Below are 17,849 nucleotides of genomic sequence, written 5' to 3'. Positions count from 1 at the left end.
CTCCCGTTCATCGCGAGTTGCAGACATGGCGCTCATCCCCGTCCCCGTTCGACTAACACACCTCCGAGCCAGGTGGCCGGATCGATGCCGGACGCGAGGCGCCGCGTCGTCCCGCGGCGGAACACGGCGGGCACAGGCAGGCACGCCGGGCTCAGGCGGTGAGCGCCACGGACCCGCCGCCCTGCGTGCCAGGCCGATCCGGGCCCTGGTGGGTGAGGACACCGCGAGCAGTCACCCGCTGGGCGGCCGCGCGGGCGACCGCAGCCTCGGCGAAGCCGCGGATGACCGGATGCACCCGTCCCGCATCCGAACCGAGTTCCGGCTGAAACAGCGTGGCCAGGAAGAACGGATGATCGGGGAGTTCCAGCACCCGCACCTCGCCGGTCTCGTCGACCCCGCTGAAGCGCAGCCCGTGCGCCAGCAGCAGGCCGGCCTCGGACGGGTTGATGCCGTAGGAACAGTAGTAACGCCCAACGGTGCGGTCCGCGCCGATCAGCCGTTCGGCGAGCGAGTTCGGGGTGACCAGGACAACGCCCTCGTGACCGTCCAGTGCACATTCGATCGGGACGATCAGGGGTTCGGGGGCGCCCGGATCGTTCTCGGCGTGGGCCGCATCCGGGCGACCGCACACCGACCGGGCGAACTCCAGGGCCACATGCTGCAGCCCACCGCAGGTTCCGAGCAGCGGGATGCCCTGCTCACGGGCGATCCGGACCGCCGCGAGCGCACCCGCCTCGCTGGCGTACGGACTGCCCGGCACCAGCCAGATGCCGTCGAATCCGGCCAGGAATCCGGCGGACCCGGCCGGGTCGGACACGGCTACGGCGGACACAGCCGGGTCAGCCGGGCCGTGGCCTGCCGCAGGTCCGCCCGGTGCGGCGGGGAAAATCTCGTCGGTCGGGATCCAGTAGGCGTCCAGCGGCAGGCCATCCCGCAGGCGCAGCGCCTCGAGCAGCTCCGGGATGCGGGCATGTGCGGCGACCTCGGCGCTGCGGTCCCCGACCAGTGCCACCCGTGCGTAGGGCGCGGCGGTTCGAGGCGGGGTGGCGGACTTCCCGGCGGAGATGACGGGCTCAGCGGCGGGCGATGAAGACAGCGGCATGCCCTGATGGTCCGGGTCATCGGACATCAGATCCAACGATAATTCCAGCATTCGCAATCAGTAATACTGATGATGTGGATCCTCAGCAGCTGCGCACCTTCGTCGAAGTCGTGACGGCAGGCTCCTTCTCCGCTGCCGCCCGCACCCTCGGCTACACCCAGTCGGCGGTGTCACAGCAGATCGCGGCTCTGGAGTCCGACCTCGGTGTCGTCCTGCTGCATCGCCGGCCCTCGGTAGCGGTGACCGAGGCGGGCGCCCGACTGCTGGAACACGCCACACCGCTGCTGCTACGTCTGTCCGCGGCACGTGCCGACGTCACCCGGGCCGCAGGCATGCCGCGCGAACTGCTGACCATCGCCGTCCATCCGCTCGCCGTCGACCGGCTGGCCACCATGCTCGGGCAGGTCCGACTCGACCTTCCCCGCCTTGAGGTGCGTGTGGTCGTCGCGGGCACCGCCGCGGTGGCCACCGCCGTCGCCCGCGGCGACGTCGACCTCGGCGTGGCTGTCGGACTCGCCACCAGCGGCGATCCACTGCGACTACCCGAGGTGGGGCCCATCAGGGCGGTGGGGATAGCCGAGGAGCCGCCTGCCGTGGTCCTGCCCGCCGACCATCCCCTCGCCGGACGACCCGACGTGCGCCTCGCTGATCTGGTCGACGCCGCCTGGATCGACGCGCCCGAGGCAGGGTGCGAGCTGGTCCTGCTGCGCATGCTGACCAGCGAGCAACGGTTACGGGCCCGGCTGCGCATGAACGGCCCGGATGTCCAAGGCCTGCTGGCGCTGGTCGCCGCCGGCCACGGGCTGACACTGCTACCACCGCGGATGCTGCCACCGGAGCGGACGTCGCTGGTCGCCGTGCCGATCCGCGCCGCGGCGCCGGCGACCCGCGGTGCGCGGATGCGGTCACGCGCCGGTGGGCTGGCGGCCGGGGGCGCGGCTGTGACATTCCGCCAGGAACTGCTGAGCACGGCCCGGCCCGGCCCGGCGGCGCTGGCCGTGGCGACCGCTCTCGGGGGAATATAGCGGGGCACAGTGGCGCGAGTGGACCAGAAGCGGACAAGCGCTGGTCCGGCGCGGCGCACCTGCCACGGGGTAGGCTTGAGGTGTTGCTGGTTTCTCGGTGCGTGACCTACGCAGAGAACGGCACGACCAGGGCACGGAACGGATCGTGGCCTGGTGCGAAGCCGGTATGCGAAGGACGCACACCGGGAGCGCGGCAAGGAGAAAGCATCGTGGCGCAGGGTACCGTCAAGTGGTTCAACGCGGAGAAGGGCTTCGGATTCATCTCCGTCGACGGTGGCGGCCCGGACGTGTTCGTCCACTACTCCTCGATCGTGGCCGACGGCTACAAGTCCCTGGATGAGGGCCAGAGCGTCCAGTTCGAGATCGTGCAGGGCCAGAAGGGACCGCAGGCGGACAACGTGAGCCCCGCCTGACCGTCGCACCATCTGATCTTCCTTTCGGCGCGTGACCCGACCCCGGGTCACGCGCCGAAAGTGCGTTAAGGGCACAGCGACCTGCGGCGACGGCCTCGTCTGGCACCGGGCCGCGGCGCCCTGACCTGGCCTGCGGCCCGAGTCCCAGCCCATCTCCGGACCTCATGCGCAACCGATGGTTGCATACTGCCCCGGCGGACAGTACAGTCATGTGCAACAAAAGGTTGCAGGAGGCTGGCATGGCGATGGAGTTCGGCACCCTCGAACGCGAGATCTACATCGAAGCGTCACCTGAGATCGTCTTCGAGGTCGTGAGCAGCCCGGATCATCTCAGGCAGTGGTGGCCGGACGAGGCCCGCTACGACCCGGTGCCCGGATCGGCGGGAGAGGTCGTCTTCGGCGATCCGGCCGCTGGTGGGAGGGTCGTAAGCCTGTCCGTCGTCGACGTCCAACCACCGCGGTTGTTCTCGTTCCGGTGGACACATCCAGCCGATGCGCCCGCGGTGCCGGGAAACTCGCTGCTGGTCAACTTCGAGCTGAGGCCGTCGGGCCACGGAACGCTCCTGCGGATGACCGAGACCGGCTTCCGCGAGCAGGGCTGGGAGATCGCCGTCCTCGAGGAGCAGTACCGGGAGCACAGCATCGGGTGGGACTTCTACCTGCCGAGAATCGCGCCCTACGTCGCCTCGCTCACGACACGATCATGATGCCATCCGCGGACATGATCGACGACACCCTCTGGTCGGCGATCGGGGACCCGACGCGACGGCGGATGCTCGACCTTCTGCTGTCCCAGGCCGGCGGCACCGCGACCACGCTCAGCCAACAGCTACCGGTGACCCGGCAGGCGGTCGCGAAGCACCTCGGCGTCCTCGACCGGGCCGGCCTGGTCCGAGCCGTCCCGACCGGTCGGGAACGGCGTTATCAGGTGGACGAGGCCCAACTGGCCCGAGCAGTGAGCCAGCTCGCCTCGGTCGGTTCGGCCTGGGACGCCCGTCTGCGGCGGATCGGACGGCTCGCCGAGGCGATCCAGCGCTCGCGGCACCAGCCCACACCGACCGAACACGACACGGACTGACAACGACACGGACTGACCACAACACGAACTGACCACGACCAGGAAGACAACCAGGAAGAAGGATGACGAGATGGCCGACATCCTGCACCGCGTCGGAGTCCGGACCGCAACGCCAGCGGAGGTGCACAAGGCGCTGACCACGGTGCCGGGGCTCGCCGGTTGGTGGACCGACGACACCCGGGGCAACGGTGAGCTCGGTGGCGTGCTCGAGTTCCGGTTCCCGCCCGGCGGCTTCGACATGCAGGTCGTTGACGTCCAGCCGGCCAAGCGGGTGACCTGGCGGGTAACCGCCGGTCCCGACGAGTGGGTCGGAACGACCATCGACTGGCGTCTGCGTCAGGACGGTGAGTACACGATCGTCCTGTTCGCCCATCGGGGCTGGCGGGAGCAGAACGAGTTCATGCACCACTGCAGCACCAAGTGGGCGACCTTTCTGCTCAGTCTGAAGGACCTGGTGGAGACGGGGACGGGCGCGCCCTCACCCCGAGACGTCCAGATCAGCGACTGGCACTGACCCCGACGGACGGGCGCCCCACGTCGCAGCCAGTGCGCTGTCCGCGAATGTTCACGGGCAGCGCACTGGTAGCTGTCTGAGCTGTGGCTGTGGCTGTGGCTGTGGCTCGGGCTGGTCGGGCTCGGGCTGGTCGGGCTCGGGCTGGTCGGGGCTGTGGCTGGCTGGCTGGCGTCCACTGCCGTCCGTCGACACTCTCCGGTGTTGACCGGGCACCCTCCGACGTCCCATGGCCCCGCGAGGCTGGTTTCGACGGCCGACCTCGCCGCCGTCACGGGCTGTTGTCGGCGTCGGCGGGCCTGGTGGGGCGGATGGGTCCTCCTGTAGGGACGAAACGGACAAAATTTCGGTTTGACCCCTACAGAAGGACCACGTTGATCGACACGCTCGGGATTGTCTCGACCTGCCGAGTCAACCTAGTCACGGTGCGTCACACCGGTCGCCGGGTACAGGCCGCCGGTGCCGGGTGGCTGCCTCCAGCCCCGGAGGATGCGCCCGCAGTCACCCCGGCACCCCGGCACGTTCATGGACTGCGTACTAACGCCGCGGAAGGCGGACGACGGTGACGAAGAAGTCGTCGATGGAGCGGACGTCATCGACGAACCGGTCGAAGTCGACCGCCTTGGTGACGTAGGCGTTGGCGTGCAGCTGGTAGCTGCGTTCGATGTCCTCCGCCGCATCGGACGTGGTGAGCATCACGACCGGGATCCGACGCAACCGCTCGTCCGCCTTGATCTCGGCGAGCACCTCGATGCCGTTACGGCGGGGCAGGTTCAGGTCGAGCAGGACCAGGTCGGCGTCGGGCGCGTCGGAGAACGGGGCCTCGTGGCGCAGGAAGGCCATCGCCTCCACCCCGTCGTTCACCACGTGCAGGTTGCCGCCGATCCGCTGATCGGCGAACGCCTCCTGGGTCATCAGGACGTCGCCCGGATCGTCCTCGACGAGCAGAACATCGAACGATTGGGGCATCAGACTCCTGGTCATCGGGTGCACCTCGGGGTTCGGAGCCACGTCGGAGCGGAGAAACGACGTGGCGGAGAACAGGGTGGTGGAGAGCAGAGCTGCGGGGAACAGAGCTGCGGAGCAGCAAACGGAAGTGGCGGTCGGAAGCAGGTGGCGGCACTGCCGAGCGGATCTGCTGCCACGGGGATGTACTGCCGGGCAGGGTGTGCTGCCGGGCAGGTGTGCTACCGGGCAGGTGTGGCGTGGGGCCGGTGTGCCTCACGACGTGCTCGGACCAAGATGACCTGACGCTACGCCCCCTGGCGCCGCTTGTCGCCCCCTTGGTCCATTGCCTTCGCCGGAGCACCCGATCGCTTCGCGGGCATGACGCCACGGACGGGCCAGAACGACCATCGATCCTGGTACCAGCCGATGCGTCCATATTCTGTGACCGAGGATCACCGGGTGGCAACGCCGCTGGAGCTGCTGTTCGATCTCTGTTTCACGGTCGCGGTCGTCCAGGCGTCGACGGACGGGACGGAGCCCGCACCGCCCACGGCTACGCCCTCGGGATCTCCCTGTGCATGATCGGCTGTGGGCTGCTGCTGATCGTGCCGGACGTCGGGTGGGCCCCGGGCTTCGCCGTCATGGTGCTCGCCGTCAGCCTCCTGCACCTGCGCCCACACCCCAGCGGCCCCAGCGGCCGGAGGCCAGCTCCCTGACCAGGACCCGGACGGCGACCGAGACTGGGTAGCCCCGCCCACCCACCAGGAACAAGGCCGGCCCATACGCCCATCCATGGGTTTTTCCCCGCCCGTCGGCGTCCAGAACAAATCCGTCGGGGCGCCGCCGCCATGTTTACTCTTCCTTTACAGCCGTATCGTCCCATTGGGCGGCCGGGCTGTTACTGTTTCCTGGAAGCCGCAAGTTCCGGCACACCGTGGAGAAGGCACTCATGACGTTCGTCGTCACGTCAGCCTGTATCGACGTGAAGGACACCGGTTGTGTGGACGAGTGCCCTGTGGACTGTATCTACGAGGGTGACCGGAAGCTGTACATCCATCCGGACGAGTGCATCGACTGCGGGGCCTGCGCGGCCGCCTGCCCCATCGATGCAATCATGAGCGCAAAGCTGGTACCGGAGGGGGAGGCCGAGTTCATCGCGGACGAGGCCCGCTTCTTTCACACCGTTCTACCGGGGCGGAACACACCCGTCGGCGCTCCGGGCGGCGCGGGGAAGATCGGCCCGATCAGGGTCGACACCCCTTTCGTCGCCGGATACACGCGCTGACGGCACAGACCGCCGGCGAAGGCTGACGCGGCCACGGCGTCAGCGGGACCGCCGGCTACGGCCGGTGCCCAGGACCACCCCCGTCCGGGCACCGGCCTTTCAATCGTCGCCCTTCGGGCAACATCCCCGTCTCGGGGCCACGCCGCCATGTCGTGCCGTCTCACCACGGCAGCGGAAGCCGCTGTTCCAGACAGCGCCGCCCCGGTAGGCAGCATCCCCCTTTCGGGCAGTTTTTCGAACGTCCAAAGAAAACGGCCAGGGGCGCCGGAAAAAAGTCCCGAAAAAGAGCATCCCAGAGCCGCTGGCCGATGCCCGTGCGGGAGCCCATCCCGAACGGCGGAACTATTCCACCGGCGCTGTCGCCGTCATCACCATAACGATCGCCGTCGGACCGGCGTCGACCCGACATCGGACCACCCGTGACACGGACCTCGAGGAACATCGTCCCGGCCGGCCAGGTGGAGTTCTGTTCAGGAAATCAGGCCCTCGGCCCTCGAACAACCCTCCGCACGAAGATCCCAGATGATCGAGCGGGGTCTGTCGCCTGCATGGACGCGAACGTATGACCCCCGGACAACCACATCGCCGAGGAGTTCGACGCCATCGCCGATCCTGCCGAGGCCTGGTGAAGGATCCAGGGCCCCATGTCTTCACCAAGCCTCGGCAGGATGCGATCAGGGCCTCGGCAGGATGCGATCAGGGTGGCTAGGGCGGTCCACCGAGGTGGCGGAGGGGACGGACAGCGGAGGGAACGGACAGCGGAGGGGACCAGGCTGATGGACATCGCCTGATCCCCTCGCTGTGCCCGACGGGCGGTCCGCCCGGCCGCCCGTCACGCTCCGGTCAGGGACGCAGGTCCCTAACCGGCGACTACCCAGGAGTCGGAGCCGGTGAGCAGAGTGCGCAGCTCACCGCGGCCGCCCGGTCGGGCTGTGGCCAGCCGCTCCTGGAAGAGTTGGTCAAAACTGGGTTGGGACACCGAACGGTAGATGCCGATCGGCGGTTCACCGAGGGCCGTCTCCGCGAGTCGGGCCAGCGCGTAGGCGTAGGTCGAGTTCTGGGTGCCGGGGTCGTGCACGACCACCCGGGCGTCGCCACCGTTACCGACGGCGAGCTCCCCGGTGTTCGGGTCGCGGACGATGCCCCACTGGTCGTTCGGGCCGAAGACGATCGGCAGGCCGGGCGAGAGCCGGACGGGGCCCAGCTCGGGCGAGGCCGGGTCGGCCTCGACGGAGGCGGCCGCGTCGCCGGAGCCGCGCGGCTGGCGGGGGATCGCGTTGAACGTCGGGCAGCCCTGGCGGATCTCGACCAGGGCAGCGCCCTTGTGGGCGGCCGCGGCGGTCAGGGTCGCGGTCAGGTGCCGACGGTCGGTGTCGATCGTGCGGGCGACGAAGGTGGCGCCGGCGCCGAGGGCGAGCGCGATCGGGTTGAACGGGTAGTCCAGCGAGCCGTGCGGGCTCGACGGGCTGACCGTGCCGACCTTGGAGGCGGGCGAGAACTGCCCCTTGGTCAGGCCGTAGATGTGGTTGTTGAACAACAGGATCTTGAGGTTCACGTTACGGCGCAGCGCGTGGATCAGGTGGTTGCCGCCGATGGACAGCGCGTCACCGTCCCCGGTGACCACCCAGACCGACAGGTCCGGCCGGTTGATCGAGACGCCGGTCGCGAACGTCGGGGCCCGCCCGTGGATGGAGTGCATGCCGTAGGTGTCGAGGTAGTAGGGCAGCCGCGAGGAGCAGCCGATTCCCGACACCACGACGGTGTTCTCCGGGGCGACGCCGAGCGCCGGCAGCAGCCCGCGCATCGTCGAGAGGATCGCGTGGTCACCGCAGCCGGGGCACCAGCGAACCTCGTTGGCGGTGGTGAAGTCGGCGACGGTCGGGGCCCGCCGGCCGGCGGTGCCCGCCGGCTCCTCGGCGCGCGCCGCGCCGTCGGTCTCGCCTGTGGGGCTCATCGTCCTGCCTCCCGGATCGCGTCGCTGTGGGTAACGGTGGAGCCAGTGCCGGCGCCGGCCTTCGCGCCGGCCAGGCGCGAGGTCACGTCGCCGACGGCCTTCTCGGGGGTGTCGGCGTCGTCGATGCCCTGGATCACCCGGGTGATCACGGAGGCGAGCTCCGCCACCCGGAACGGCATGCCGCGGGTCTGGTTGTAGCCGACGGTGTCGATCAGGGTCTCCCGGCGCAGGTGACCGGCGAGCTGCCCCAGGTTCATCTCGGGGACGAGCACGGTGTGGTACTCGGAGAGCACCGACGTCAGGTTCGCCGGCAGCGGCGCGATGTGGCGCAGGTGCGCCTGGGCGACCTTCAGCCCCTCCGCGCGCACCTGGCGGCAGGCCTCGCCGATGGGGCCCCAGGTGGAACCCCAGCCGATCACGAGCACGTCCGCGCCGGATCCGGGCGGACCGGCGGGGTCGTCCACCTCGAGCGGCGGGACGTCCACGCCGTCGATCTTGGACTGGCGGGTGCGGATCATCAGGTCGTGGTTGTCCGGGTCATAGGACACCGCGCCGGTGAGGTCCTGCTTCTCCAGGCCACCGATCCGGTGGGCCAGGCCCGGGGTGCCGGGGATCGCCAGCGGCCGGGCGAGGGTCGCGGGGTCACGGGCGTAGGGCAGGAACACCGGGTTGCCGACCTCGTCGACCGCGTTCGGCTCGGTGGCGAGCTCGATGCCGATGTTCGGCAGCTCGTCGAGCTCGGGCACCCGCCACGGCTCACTGCCGTTGGCGATGTAGGAGTCCGACAGCAGGATCACCGGGGTGCGGTAGGCCAGCGCGATCCGGGCCGCCTCGAGCGCCGAGTCGAAGCCGTCCGCGGGCGACCGGGCCGCGATCACCGGCAGCGGCGCCTCGCCGTGACGGCCGTAGAGCGCCTGCAGCAGGTCGGACTGCTCGGTCTTGGTCGGCAGGCCGGTGGACGGGCCACCGCGCTGCACGTTGACGATGACCAGCGGCAGTTCCATGATCACGGCAAGGCCGATGGCCTCGGACTTCAGCGCCATGCCGGGCCCGGAGGTGACGGTGACGCCGAGCATCCCGGCGAACGACCCGCCGATCGCCGCACCGATCGCGGCGATCTCGTCCTCGGCCTGGAACGACCGGACGTCGTAGGACGTGAGCGCGGACAGCTCGTGCAGCACCTCGGAGGCCGGGGTGATCGGGTAGGCGCCGAGGAACAGCGGCATCCCCGCCTGGTGGGCCGCGGCGACCAGGCCGTACGCGATGCCCTTGTTGCCCTTCATGTGCCGGTAGGTGCCCGGCGGGAGCGCGGCCGGCTTCACCTCGTACACGCTCGCGAAGGCTTCGGTGGTCTCGCCGTAGATCCACCCGGCCCGCAGCGCCGCGATGTTCGCGGCCTGCACGTCCGGCTTGGACGCGAAGCGCTTGCGCAGGTATTCGACCGTGTCCTCGATCGGCTGGGAGAACATCCAGGACACCAGGCCGAGGGCGTACATGTTCTTGGTGCGCGCCGCGTCCTTGCGCTTGAGGTTGTGGTCGGCGACGGCGGCGGAGGCGAGCGCGGTCAGGTTGATCGCGAACAGCTGGTAGGCCTCCAGCGAACCGTCGGTCAGCGGGTCGACCTCGTAACCGGCCTTGTCCAGCCCCAGCTCGGTGAACGCGTCGGTGTCCAGGATGATGACGCCGCCGGGACGCAGTTCGGTGACGTTGGCCCGCAGCGCCGCCGGGTTCATCGCGACGAGGACGTCCGGCTGGTCGCCGGGTGTGGTGATGTCGTGGTCGGCGATGTGCAGCTGGTAGCTGGACACGCCGGCCACGGTCCCCGATGGGGCCCGGATCTCCGCCGGATAGTTCGGCAGGGTCGCCACGTCGTTACCGATGGCGGCAGCCTGGGCGCCGAACCGGTCACCGGTGAGCTGCATCCCGTCGCCGGAGTCGCCGGCGAAGCGGATCACCACGTTTTCCAGTCGTCTGACCCCGTCGGGCCGCTCGGGCAACTGGTCGGTGGGCATGGGAGACCTCATCTCTGGCGTCGCGATCGGCACGTCGTTCGTCCGGGCTCGAAGGCCCGCGGGTCAGACCGCGGACGTGACGGGGAGCCCGGCGGCGTGGATCGGTGGATCAGGGCAGGGCAGATCGTGGGACGGGCAGCTCCGGGATGAGCCCGCCGCCCGGAGCTGCCAGGCGGCGCGGATCTGGGGGGAGCGCCCGTCCCGGAACCTCGCCGGGCACGGCCAGCTCCCCGGACGTGCCCGGGTTCCCGGACGGGCCTGGTGTTCCGGACGGGCCTGGTGTTCCGGACGGGCCTGGTGTTCCGGACGCGCCCGGTTGTTCGGAGGCACCGGAGGCACCGGAGGAGCCTGCTGTTCCGGGTGGGCCCGGCTGTTCTGACGTGCCCACCGTGCCGGCCGCGGACAGCTCCCCGGCGGTGGTGGCCCGCAGCGAGTGCACGCGCAGCACCGCGCGGGCCACCGCCGCGGCGGCGGCGTGGATCTGGTCGACCGTGGTGAACCGGCCGACGCTGAAACGCAGGCTTTCCCGGGCGGTCGCGGCCGAGCGGCCCATCGCCAGCAGCACCGGCGACGGTTCGTCGGTGCCGCCGTGGCAGGCCGACCCCGCCGACACCGCCACATCAGGCAGGCAGGCCTGCACGGCGTCGGCGTCGGCGCCGGCGAAGCGCAGGCTCAGCGTGTTCGGCAGCCGGACGGGCCCGGGGCGCCCGGTGCCCTCCTCGCAGGGGCCGTTGACCTCGACGACATCCGCGCCGAGCCAGCCGACCAGCTGGTCGTAGAGCAGGTCGGTCAGCGCCCGGGTCCGGACCCCCTCGTCGGCGAACACCGTCGCGGCGATCCGGGCCGCCGCACCGAACCCGACGATCCCGGCGGTGTTCAGGGTGCCGGAACGCAGGCCGTGTTCCTGGCCGCCGCCGTGCAGCAGCGGGGTGAGCCGTCCCCGCGCCGACCGCGACGCGATCAGCACACCGACCCCCTTGGGCCCGTACACCTTGTGCGCGGAGGCCACGGCGAGGTCGATGCCCGCCTCGGCGACGGCCACCGGGATCCGCCCGAACGCCTGCGTGACGTCGCACAGGAACAGCGCGCCGGCCTCCTGGGCGAACGCGGCCACCGGCCGGGGGTCGGTGAGCGCGCCCGTCTCGTTGTTGGCCGCCATCACCGCGACCAGCGCCACCTGGCCGCCCGCCGGCATCGGACCGCGTGCCGACGCCGGCCCCCCGACCGGCATCGGACGCAGCAGCGCCCGCAGGTGGGCGAGGTCCAGGCTGCCGTCGGGATGCACCCGGATGGTCTGCACGCTGCCACCGAAGCGTTCCGCGGCGGCATGCGCGGCCCCCAGCACCGCCGGATGCTCGGTCGCCCCGACCAGCACCCGTCGGGCATCCGGCGGGGCAGTGGCGAGCACCCCGTGGATGGCCAGGTTCGCCGCCTCCGTCGCCCCGCTGGTGAACACGATGTCGCGGGGCCGGGCGCCGGCGAGGGTGGCGATGTCCCGGCGGGCCGCCTCGACCAGCCGGGCGACGGCCTCCCCCGCCGGATGTCTGCTCGCCGGGTTCGCGTAGTGCTCGCGCAGCAGCGGCAGCATCGCGGTGAGGACCTCCGGGTCGACCGGGGTCGTCGCGTTGTGGTCCAGATAGATCATTTCGGGGCCGGTCCGCAGTCGGGGCAGTGCGGGTCCCGCCGGGTGCGCAGCGCGCGCAGGTCGACGTCCCACAGGTCCAGGTGGATGAGCCGGCCGACGGCGGGCTCGGCGAACCCGCCGGCGATCTTGAGCGCCTCGGTCGCCGCCAGGCACCCCACCGTGCCGGCGACCGAACCGAGCACCGGAAAACCCAAAGGCTGCCAGGACGGATCGCCCTGGGGAAACACGCAGCGCAGGCACGGCTGTCCCGGCGTGACCACCAGCAGACTGGCCTCGGTGGCGTTCATCGCCGCGACGACCAGCGGCACCGCGGAGCGCACACACAGCCGGTTGATCAGGTACCGCTCGGGGAAGTTGTGCCGGGCGTCGACCACGACGTCGGCCTGGGCGATGAGCCCGGGCACGGCGGCGTCGTCGAGCGGCCGGTCGAGCGCGACGATCTCGACCGCCGGATGGTGCGCCCGCAGCGTGTCCGCCGCGTTGAACACCCGCGGCTGCCCCACCCGCTCCGGGCGCATCAGCGTCTGCCGGTTGAGATCGGGCTCCTCCAGGTCACCGGGGTGGACCAGGATGAGCCGACCGACGCCGGCCGCGGCCAGGTAGGTGGCGACCGCCCCGCCGACCCCGCCCACCCCGGCCACCAGCACCGTGGCCTGGCTCAGCCGCCGCTGGGCGGCGACCCCGAACCCGGGAATGCTCAGCTGCCGGTCGTACCGGTGGGTGGCCTCCGACCCGGGCGGGGCCGTCTGCACAGGCAGGATCCCGGTCGGCGAACCGGTGCAGATCGTGCGTAGCAGCGGGTGGGGGTGGGACCGGGCTGTGACCATCGTGCGCTCCGCGGATTCGGCAGGACGGGTGACAGGTGGCGGGTGACAGGGGACGGGGAACAGCTGACGGGCAGGGCGCGGACCGGCGATGGTGCGGGCCGGGGCGGCGGGTGGACTGATCCGCGGACTGGTCCACCCGCCGGTACTCGGTACTCGCCGGCCGCCGGCCGGCTCAGGGGACGAGCGCGACCCGGCCGATCTCGGGCAGGGCCTCCTTGAGCCGGGCCTCGATCACCCCGGACAGCGTCGCCCCCGCACTGGAGCAGCCACCGCAGGCACCGGTCAGGCGCAGGTGCACCTCGGCCGATCCCGGCTGGCCACCGCCGGCGAGGACGGCGACGATTTCCGCATCCCCGCCGTCGCCCTGCAGGAACGGGCGGATCTCCGACATCACGTCCTCGACCTGGGCCCGCAGCAGCGCGTCGGCCTCGGTCCGCTCGGGGGATTCCGAGGAGCCGAACGACGAACCGCAGCCGCAGGAGCTCTTCGCGTTCGGGTTGGTGAAGGTGAACCCGGACGAGGTGAGGGTCTCCGCGTAGTCGACCCGCATCCCCCGCAGCAGGTCGATCATGGAGGTGTGCACGACGACGTCGAAGCCGTCCTGGGCGAAGACGAGGTCGTCGGCCTCGGGGCCCGGGACCAGGGCGAGCTTGTAGGTGTAGCCGGAGCAGCCGCCCGGGTCGACGCCGATGCGCAGGGCGAAGTTCTCGGTGCCGGCGGTGGAGCCGAGCAGGTGCTGGACCTGCCTGCGGGCCCGGTCCGTCAGCTCGACGATGGTCGCGGTCGTGGTCATGGGGTGCCAACCTCCGCAGGTGCACGGTTTGCGATGATGCGGCCGCCGACCTCGGCCACCGCCTTGTCAATCAGGTCGTAGATCTCCACCGGTTCGATCCCGGCTTCGGCCAGCGCCTCCTTCGGCGCCGGCCCGATCTTGCTGCAGAGCACGGCCGCGCAGTCGGCGAGCATCTCCAGGGTGCGATCGAGCTTCGACTCCTCCTCGTCGCACTCGGACGGCCCCGTGCAGTAGCGATCAACGTCGCGGGTCTGCACCAGGCGCGCCCAGCCCGGGCCCGCCTCGTAGATCCAGAACTCACCGGCGTGGCCGAAGTGCTGGTTGACCACCCCGCTGCCCTTGGTGGCGACGGCGACGAGCACCGTCTCGGCCGGCCGGGCGGCCGCCACCTCCACCTGCACCAGCCCGGCACCGGGACCGGTCGGCAGGGTGCGACTGCCCGGCACCGGCGCGCCGGTGGAAATGTTGAGGGTGTCGCGGGTCGCGGCCACCTCGGAGCGCCAGCGCTCGATCTCCTCGTGCGCCGCCTGCCGGCCGGCCAGGTCGTAAACGATCTCGCGGCCCTGGTAGGTCTCCGGCGAGAACTCGTCGCCGCGGTCCTCACCGAGCAGGCCGACCGCATCGGAGCGGCACTGCCGGCAGTGGCGCATCATGTTCATCTCGGCGCCGTCGTGCTCCTCGCACCGGTCCTGCAGCAGCTTGAGCTCCTGCGGGGACGGCCCGCGCTGGCCGGTGAGCCCGAAGTGGGTGCCGTGCTCGGGCGCCGAGACCAGCGGCATCACGTTGTGCAGGAAGGCACCGAGGTCCTTGACGGTCTTGGAGACCTCGACCAGGTGCTCGTCGTTGATCCCGGGGATCAACACCGAGTTGACCTTGCAGAGCACCTTGCGCTCGGTGAGCGCCGCGAGCCCCTCGAGCTGCTGCTCACTGAGGATCTTCGAGGCCTCCCGGCCGGTGTACCGCCTGCCCTTGTAGACGACCCACGGGTAGATCCGCTCGCCGACCTCGGGGTCGGTCATGTTGATCGTGATCGTGACGTGGTCGACGCCGAGGTCGGCGATCCGGTCGGCGAACTCGGGCAGGCGCAGCCCGTTCGTCGACAGGCACAGCTTGATGTCCGGGCAGTCCCGGGCCACCAGCTCCATCGTGCGAAACGTCGGCTTCGGGTTGGCCAGCGGGTCGCCGGGACCGGCGATGCCCAGCACGCTCATCTGCTTGATCTCGGTGGCGACCAGCTTGACCTTGGCCAAGGCGTCCTCGGGGGTCAGCAGCGCGCTGGTGACCCCCGGCCGGCTCTCGTTGGCGCAGTCGAACTTGCGGTTGCAGTAGTTGCACTGGATGTTGCAGCCCGGCGCGACCGCGACGTGCATGCGGGCGTAGTACTGGTGGGCCTCCGCGCTGTAGCACGGGTGGTTCGCGATCTTCTCGGCGATCTCCGGGTCGGCCGCCGGCCGGCTGGTGCCGCAGCTGGTCGTGCTCTTACAACCGGTGGCCGGGTCGGCGACCGCGAGGTCGTGGGTGCTCATACCAACCCCTCATCCAGGCCGGTCACCGCCGACGCGCCGACCGCGTCCGCCGCGCCGTCGCCCTTCTTGCAGCTGGACGAGCCGTGCTTGCAGCCGCCGCCATGTCCGCCGTGACCGTCACCATGTCCGCCGCCGTGGCCACCCTCGTGGCCGGTGCTCTGGACGGTGGCGAGCTCGACGGCGGCCGGGGCCGCCGGCTCGGCCGGCCCAGCCGCGGCCGGGCGGCTGGTCGAGCCGGCCGGGGTCGACGAGCCGGACGGGGTGGACGGGGTCGAGGTCGGGAGGTCGAGCGGGGCCCCCTCGTCGTCCACGGGCACGGCAAGCTCGCGCTCCAGGGCACCGACGATCTTGCCGGTGCGGAACGCCACCGCGTAGACGATGTGCTCCTGCAGGTAGAGGCCGACGTTGATGACCTCGCCGATGGTGCCGGCCTCGACGAGCACATCGCCGATGGCGACTTCGGGATCCGGGTAGGTCCCGTCGTTGCGCAGATCCTTGACGGTGCAGACGACGTCTCCGACGTTGTAGACGTTGCTGGTCATCGGGCCTCCTCCGGCTGCTCGTTCGGTGCTGACGGTGCCGCTGCCGGGGCATCGCCCGGCCGCTGCACGGTGATCTCGGATGACGGCACGAAGGACCCCTCGGGGGCGCGGTCCTTGAGCACCTTGAAGACGCGGTGATCGAGTGCGGTCGCGGTGAGGAACGACTCGTACGAGCGGATGAGCGCGGCGCGGTACGCGGCCAGCACCGTCCCCGGGTCGGCCTGGTCGCCGCCGGCGGCCTCGAGCGCCTTCACCCGCTCGCCGCCGAACACCCGCAGGATGTGCAGCCGGTTGACGGCGACGACCCGGGGGTCGTAGTCGACCTCCAGCAGGTCGAGGTACTGCTCGGCCGTGGTGCACCGGTGGAAGTCGGCGAGCCGTTCGGCCGGGGTCGCGGTGGCGGTCATGCCGACGCCCCCTTGTTCACCTGGTCGTCGACCTCGCGCTGCAGCACGGCGATCTCGGCATAGGCGTCGTAGGTGCGCTGCGCGACGTCGAGGATGTTCTCCCAGCCCAGCGGCAGTTCCTCGGACAGGTCGTGCAGGTCGAGCTTGAGCTGCGAGGCCTTCGAGTTGAGCTTGCGCAGCCGCTTCAGCGCCTCGTCGGGGGTCTCAGGCGTCATCGCGGGTCACCTCGCGGTACTGGTCGATGACCTTCGTCGCGCCGATGACCAGGGACTCGCCCCGGGCGGCGAGCTTGTCCAGCGAGTCGAACCCGAAGCGCTGGACGTCGCGCAGGGCCTCGTCCACCACGACGAGACGCCCGGCGAAGATGATCACTCGGCCGAAGCCCTCGTGGTTCAGGTCGAGGATGGCGGTGGTGAACGCACCGGTCGCCTTCTCGGTGGCGGCGGCGACCGCCTGGTAGAACGACCGCAGCCGGGCCTCGGTGGAGGCGTCCAGGTCGCAGGCCGTCGGGATGGCCCGGCGCTGCTCCTTGGTCAGGACGAAGGGCGCGAGCATCTGCTCGTCGCTGAACCGGCTGAGCTGGCCGTAGGTGTCCCCCGCGCGGGTCTGCGCGACCAGGTCGCGCAGGAATCCGGTCATCGTGGTCATGCGGCATCCCCCTTGAGCACCGCGGCGACGCTGCGGGTCCAGTTCTGAGCGGGTTGTGGCTGTTCGTCGCGGGCCTTCATCACCTTGCGCAGCCAGGGCGGCGGGGTGCCGGCGAGCGTGGTGACGTAGCGGTCGAGCAGCTCGGCGACCGGGGTGCCCTTGAGCACCTTCACCGGGTAGATCTTCGCCTTGATCACCCGCGCGGCGGCCGTGCCACCGATGTCGCAGATGTTGAGGATCGCGCAGTCCAGCACCGCGGAGAGCCTCGTCTCGATCTTGTTTTCCTCGTCGTCGGAGGCCTCGTCGAGCAGGCGGCTCTCCAGCAGACGGGACCCCTTGGGGTCGACCTCGTACACGTCGAACCGTCGGCACCAGCCGAAGTGGCTGTCCACGGCGGTGCCGTCGCCGGTCGCGAAAGCGATCTTCAACACGGTGACTCCTGGAGCAGGTCGTCGAGTTCGTCAGCGCCGGCATCTGCGTGGCCGACCGCTGCGTTGCCGGTGTGACCGTGGTCGTGATCGGCCCGGCCGCGGTCGGCCGGACCGTGACCGGTGGCGCCGGCATGGCCGTGGTCGAGGACGCGGTTGGCCGCGTCGACGAGCAGGCGCAGGCTGCCGGTGTAGCCGGCGGTGCCGGCCAGCGCCGTCCCCAGGCGGTCGACGATCGGGAAGCCGAGCGGCAGGTACGCCGCACCGAGCCGATGGGCGATCTCGCGCAGGTGGCTGGAGCCGACCACCAGCTGGGCGCCGGCGGCGCGGGCCCGGGTGGCGAACTCGGTCAGGTCACCGAGGACGACCTCGTCGAAGGGGGCGTCGTCGAGGATCGGCGCGTAGGTCGGCGCCATCGCGGTGACGATCTCGGCGCCGACGTCGCGCAGCAGTGACCCCGCGGCGACCAGGGTGTCCGGCTCGGCGGCGATCGCCACCCGCAGGCCACCGAGGACGAAGTGCGCGTCGAGCAGACCGTCGGCCAGGCGTTCGCGGGCCCGGCGCGCCGTGCGCGGCGCGGTCCGCCCGCTCAACGACATCAGCTCGCACACCAGCGCGTCCATCTCGGCGAGGCCGGACAGGTGCGGGTGAGTGAACAGCCGGGCGCCGGTGCGGGCGGCCAGCAGGCTGCCGGCGGGAGCGGCG

21 protein-coding genes are annotated in these 17,849 nt (G+C 70.9%); 7 read left to right on the top strand and 14 right to left on the bottom strand.

Going from position 1 to position 17,849, the window contains the following annotated elements; all coding sequences use genetic code 11:
* Positions 1–151: 151 nt before the first annotated feature.
* The gene (locus ND747_RS07925; protein WP_251732828.1) at positions 152–1,129 is read right to left on the bottom strand and encodes a hypothetical protein; all 978 of its coding nucleotides are present in this window, start codon (positions 1,127–1,129) and stop codon (positions 152–154) included.
* A 47-nt stretch (positions 1,130–1,176) separates the two neighbouring features.
* Here ND747_RS07925 and ND747_RS07920 point away from each other — a divergent pair, with 47 nt between their 5' ends.
* From ND747_RS07920 to ND747_RS07900, 5 genes are all read left to right on the top strand, one after another.
* Positions 1,177–2,127, top strand: a complete 951-nt coding sequence (locus ND747_RS07920) for a LysR family transcriptional regulator (RefSeq protein ID WP_251732827.1) — start codon at positions 1,177–1,179, stop codon at positions 2,125–2,127.
* A gap of 209 nt (positions 2,128–2,336) precedes the next feature.
* Positions 2,337–2,540, top strand: coding sequence for a cold-shock protein (locus ND747_RS07915; RefSeq protein WP_163547935.1), 204 nt, complete (start codon positions 2,337–2,339; stop codon positions 2,538–2,540).
* Between the two features lie 245 nt (positions 2,541–2,785).
* Complete coding sequence (locus tag ND747_RS07910) at positions 2,786–3,247, top strand: SRPBCC family protein (protein WP_374216180.1); 462 nt, start codon at positions 2,786–2,788, stop codon at positions 3,245–3,247.
* Positions 3,241–3,618 (top strand): ArsR/SmtB family transcription factor, encoded by a 378-nt coding sequence (locus tag ND747_RS07905; protein WP_374216179.1) that lies wholly within the window; start codon positions 3,241–3,243, stop codon positions 3,616–3,618. The genes ND747_RS07910 and ND747_RS07905 overlap by 7 nt, the downstream gene beginning before the upstream one ends.
* A 70-nt stretch (positions 3,619–3,688) precedes the next feature.
* Entirely contained in the window at positions 3,689–4,132 is a 444-nt protein-coding gene (locus ND747_RS07900; RefSeq protein WP_251732824.1) for an SRPBCC domain-containing protein, read from the top strand.
* A gap of 534 nt (positions 4,133–4,666) precedes the next feature.
* Here ND747_RS07900 and ND747_RS07895 read toward each other — a convergent pair.
* The gene (locus ND747_RS07895) at positions 4,667–5,113 is read right to left on the bottom strand and encodes a response regulator (protein ID WP_251732823.1); all 447 of its coding nucleotides are present in this window, start codon (positions 5,111–5,113) and stop codon (positions 4,667–4,669) included.
* 542 nt (positions 5,114–5,655) lie between these two features.
* On the opposite strand from ND747_RS07895, the gene ND747_RS07890 reads away from it, so the two are divergent.
* Entirely contained in the window at positions 5,656–5,793 is a 138-nt protein-coding gene (locus ND747_RS07890; protein ID WP_251732822.1) for a hypothetical protein, read from the top strand.
* Between the two features lie 233 nt (positions 5,794–6,026).
* Positions 6,027–6,362 (top strand): ferredoxin, encoded by a 336-nt coding sequence (gene fdxA / locus ND747_RS07885; protein ID WP_251732821.1) that lies wholly within the window; start codon positions 6,027–6,029, stop codon positions 6,360–6,362.
* Between the two features lie 859 nt (positions 6,363–7,221).
* Here the strand turns inward: fdxA and ND747_RS07880 are convergent.
* The 12 genes from ND747_RS07880 to ND747_RS07825 form a co-directional block, all read right to left on the bottom strand.
* Positions 7,222–8,316: a 2-oxoacid:ferredoxin oxidoreductase subunit beta gene (locus tag ND747_RS07880; protein WP_251732820.1), complete on the bottom strand. Its 1,095-nt coding sequence runs from the start codon at positions 8,314–8,316 to the stop codon at positions 7,222–7,224.
* Positions 8,313–10,328 carry a 2-oxoacid:acceptor oxidoreductase subunit alpha gene (locus ND747_RS07875; protein WP_251732819.1) on the bottom strand — a complete coding sequence of 672 codons (2,016 nt, stop codon included), beginning with the start codon at positions 10,326–10,328 and terminating at the stop codon, positions 8,313–8,315. The genes ND747_RS07880 and ND747_RS07875 overlap by 4 nt, the downstream gene beginning before the upstream one ends.
* Before the next feature lie 109 nt (positions 10,329–10,437).
* Positions 10,438–11,973, bottom strand: coding sequence for an aminotransferase class V-fold PLP-dependent enzyme (locus ND747_RS07870; RefSeq protein ID WP_308204583.1), 1,536 nt, complete (start codon positions 11,971–11,973; stop codon positions 10,438–10,440).
* A complete protein-coding gene (locus tag ND747_RS07865; RefSeq protein WP_251732818.1) occupies positions 11,970–12,800 on the bottom strand; it encodes a HesA/MoeB/ThiF family protein in 831 nt (276 codons plus the stop codon). Before ND747_RS07865 ends, ND747_RS07870 begins: the two co-directional genes overlap by 4 nt.
* Before the next feature lie 172 nt (positions 12,801–12,972).
* A complete protein-coding gene (locus ND747_RS07860) occupies positions 12,973–13,593 on the bottom strand; it encodes an iron-sulfur cluster assembly accessory protein (protein WP_251732817.1) in 621 nt (206 codons plus the stop codon).
* Positions 13,590–15,119 (bottom strand): nitrogenase cofactor biosynthesis protein NifB, encoded by a 1,530-nt coding sequence (nifB, locus tag ND747_RS07855; protein ID WP_251732816.1) that lies wholly within the window; start codon positions 15,117–15,119, stop codon positions 13,590–13,592. The genes ND747_RS07860 and nifB overlap by 4 nt, the downstream gene beginning before the upstream one ends.
* Positions 15,116–15,661 carry a nitrogen fixation protein NifZ gene (locus ND747_RS07850; protein WP_251732815.1) on the bottom strand — a complete coding sequence of 182 codons (546 nt, stop codon included), beginning with the start codon at positions 15,659–15,661 and terminating at the stop codon, positions 15,116–15,118. The genes nifB and ND747_RS07850 overlap by 4 nt, the downstream gene beginning before the upstream one ends.
* Positions 15,658–16,068 carry a nitrogenase-stabilizing/protective protein NifW gene (gene nifW, locus ND747_RS07845; RefSeq protein ID WP_251732814.1) on the bottom strand — a complete coding sequence of 137 codons (411 nt, stop codon included), beginning with the start codon at positions 16,066–16,068 and terminating at the stop codon, positions 15,658–15,660. The genes ND747_RS07850 and nifW overlap by 4 nt, the downstream gene beginning before the upstream one ends.
* On the bottom strand, positions 16,065–16,283 hold the full coding sequence (locus ND747_RS07840; protein WP_251732813.1) for a CCE_0567 family metalloprotein: 219 nt from the start codon (positions 16,281–16,283) through the stop codon (positions 16,065–16,067). Before ND747_RS07840 ends, nifW begins: the two co-directional genes overlap by 4 nt.
* Positions 16,273–16,716: a NifX-associated nitrogen fixation protein gene (locus ND747_RS07835; RefSeq protein ID WP_251732812.1), complete on the bottom strand. Its 444-nt coding sequence runs from the start codon at positions 16,714–16,716 to the stop codon at positions 16,273–16,275. Before ND747_RS07835 ends, ND747_RS07840 begins: the two co-directional genes overlap by 11 nt.
* On the bottom strand, positions 16,713–17,147 hold the full coding sequence (nifX, locus tag ND747_RS07830; RefSeq protein WP_251732811.1) for a nitrogen fixation protein NifX: 435 nt from the start codon (positions 17,145–17,147) through the stop codon (positions 16,713–16,715). The genes ND747_RS07835 and nifX overlap by 4 nt, the downstream gene beginning before the upstream one ends.
* Positions 17,141–17,849, bottom strand: a 709-nt coding sequence (locus ND747_RS07825; protein WP_285900169.1) for a nitrogenase component 1, incomplete at its 5' end; no start/stop codon positions are given. The genes nifX and ND747_RS07825, both read right to left, overlap by 7 nt.

The sequence above is a fragment of the Frankia sp. R82 genome, from assembly GCF_023716925.1.
Classification (GTDB): Bacteria; Actinomycetota; Actinomycetes; order Frankiales; family Frankiaceae; genus Frankia.
Note: the sequence above shows the minus strand (reverse complement) of the source record. Positions and strands in the feature narration are given on the sequence as shown.

Coding starts and splice junctions, on each gene's coding strand:
- ND747_RS07850 (WP_251732815.1), bottom strand. CDS start 15,661: ATGACCAGCAACGTCTACAACGTCGGAGACGTCGTCTGCACCGTCAAG.
- ND747_RS07860 (WP_251732817.1), bottom strand. CDS start 13,593: ATGACCACGACCGCGACCATCGTCGAGCTGACGGACCGGGCCCGCAGG.
- ND747_RS07890 (WP_251732822.1), top strand. CDS start 5,656: ATGATCGGCTGTGGGCTGCTGCTGATCGTGCCGGACGTCGGGTGGGCC.
- ND747_RS07910 (WP_374216180.1), top strand. CDS start 2,786: ATGGAGTTCGGCACCCTCGAACGCGAGATCTACATCGAAGCGTCACCT.
- nifW (WP_251732814.1), bottom strand. CDS start 16,068: ATGACCGCCACCGCGACCCCGGCCGAACGGCTCGCCGACTTCCACCGG.
- ND747_RS07875 (WP_251732819.1), bottom strand. CDS start 10,328: ATGCCCACCGACCAGTTGCCCGAGCGGCCCGACGGGGTCAGACGACTG.
- nifB (WP_251732816.1), bottom strand. CDS start 15,119: ATGAGCACCCACGACCTCGCGGTCGCCGACCCGGCCACCGGTTGTAAG.
- fdxA (WP_251732821.1), top strand. CDS start 6,027: ATGACGTTCGTCGTCACGTCAGCCTGTATCGACGTGAAGGACACCGGT.
- ND747_RS07865 (WP_251732818.1), bottom strand. CDS start 12,800: ATGGTCACAGCCCGGTCCCACCCCCACCCGCTGCTACGCACGATCTGC.
- ND747_RS07925 (WP_251732828.1), bottom strand. CDS start 1,129: ATGTCCGATGACCCGGACCATCAGGGCATGCCGCTGTCTTCATCGCCC.
- ND747_RS07870 (WP_308204583.1), bottom strand. CDS start 11,973: ATGATCTATCTGGACCACAACGCGACGACCCCGGTCGACCCGGAGGTC.
- ND747_RS07900 (WP_251732824.1), top strand. CDS start 3,689: ATGGCCGACATCCTGCACCGCGTCGGAGTCCGGACCGCAACGCCAGCG.
- ND747_RS07895 (WP_251732823.1), bottom strand. CDS start 5,113: ATGACCAGGAGTCTGATGCCCCAATCGTTCGATGTTCTGCTCGTCGAG.
- ND747_RS07880 (WP_251732820.1), bottom strand. CDS start 8,316: ATGAGCCCCACAGGCGAGACCGACGGCGCGGCGCGCGCCGAGGAGCCG.
- ND747_RS07840 (WP_251732813.1), bottom strand. CDS start 16,283: ATGACGCCTGAGACCCCCGACGAGGCGCTGAAGCGGCTGCGCAAGCTC.
- ND747_RS07835 (WP_251732812.1), bottom strand. CDS start 16,716: ATGACCACGATGACCGGATTCCTGCGCGACCTGGTCGCGCAGACCCGC.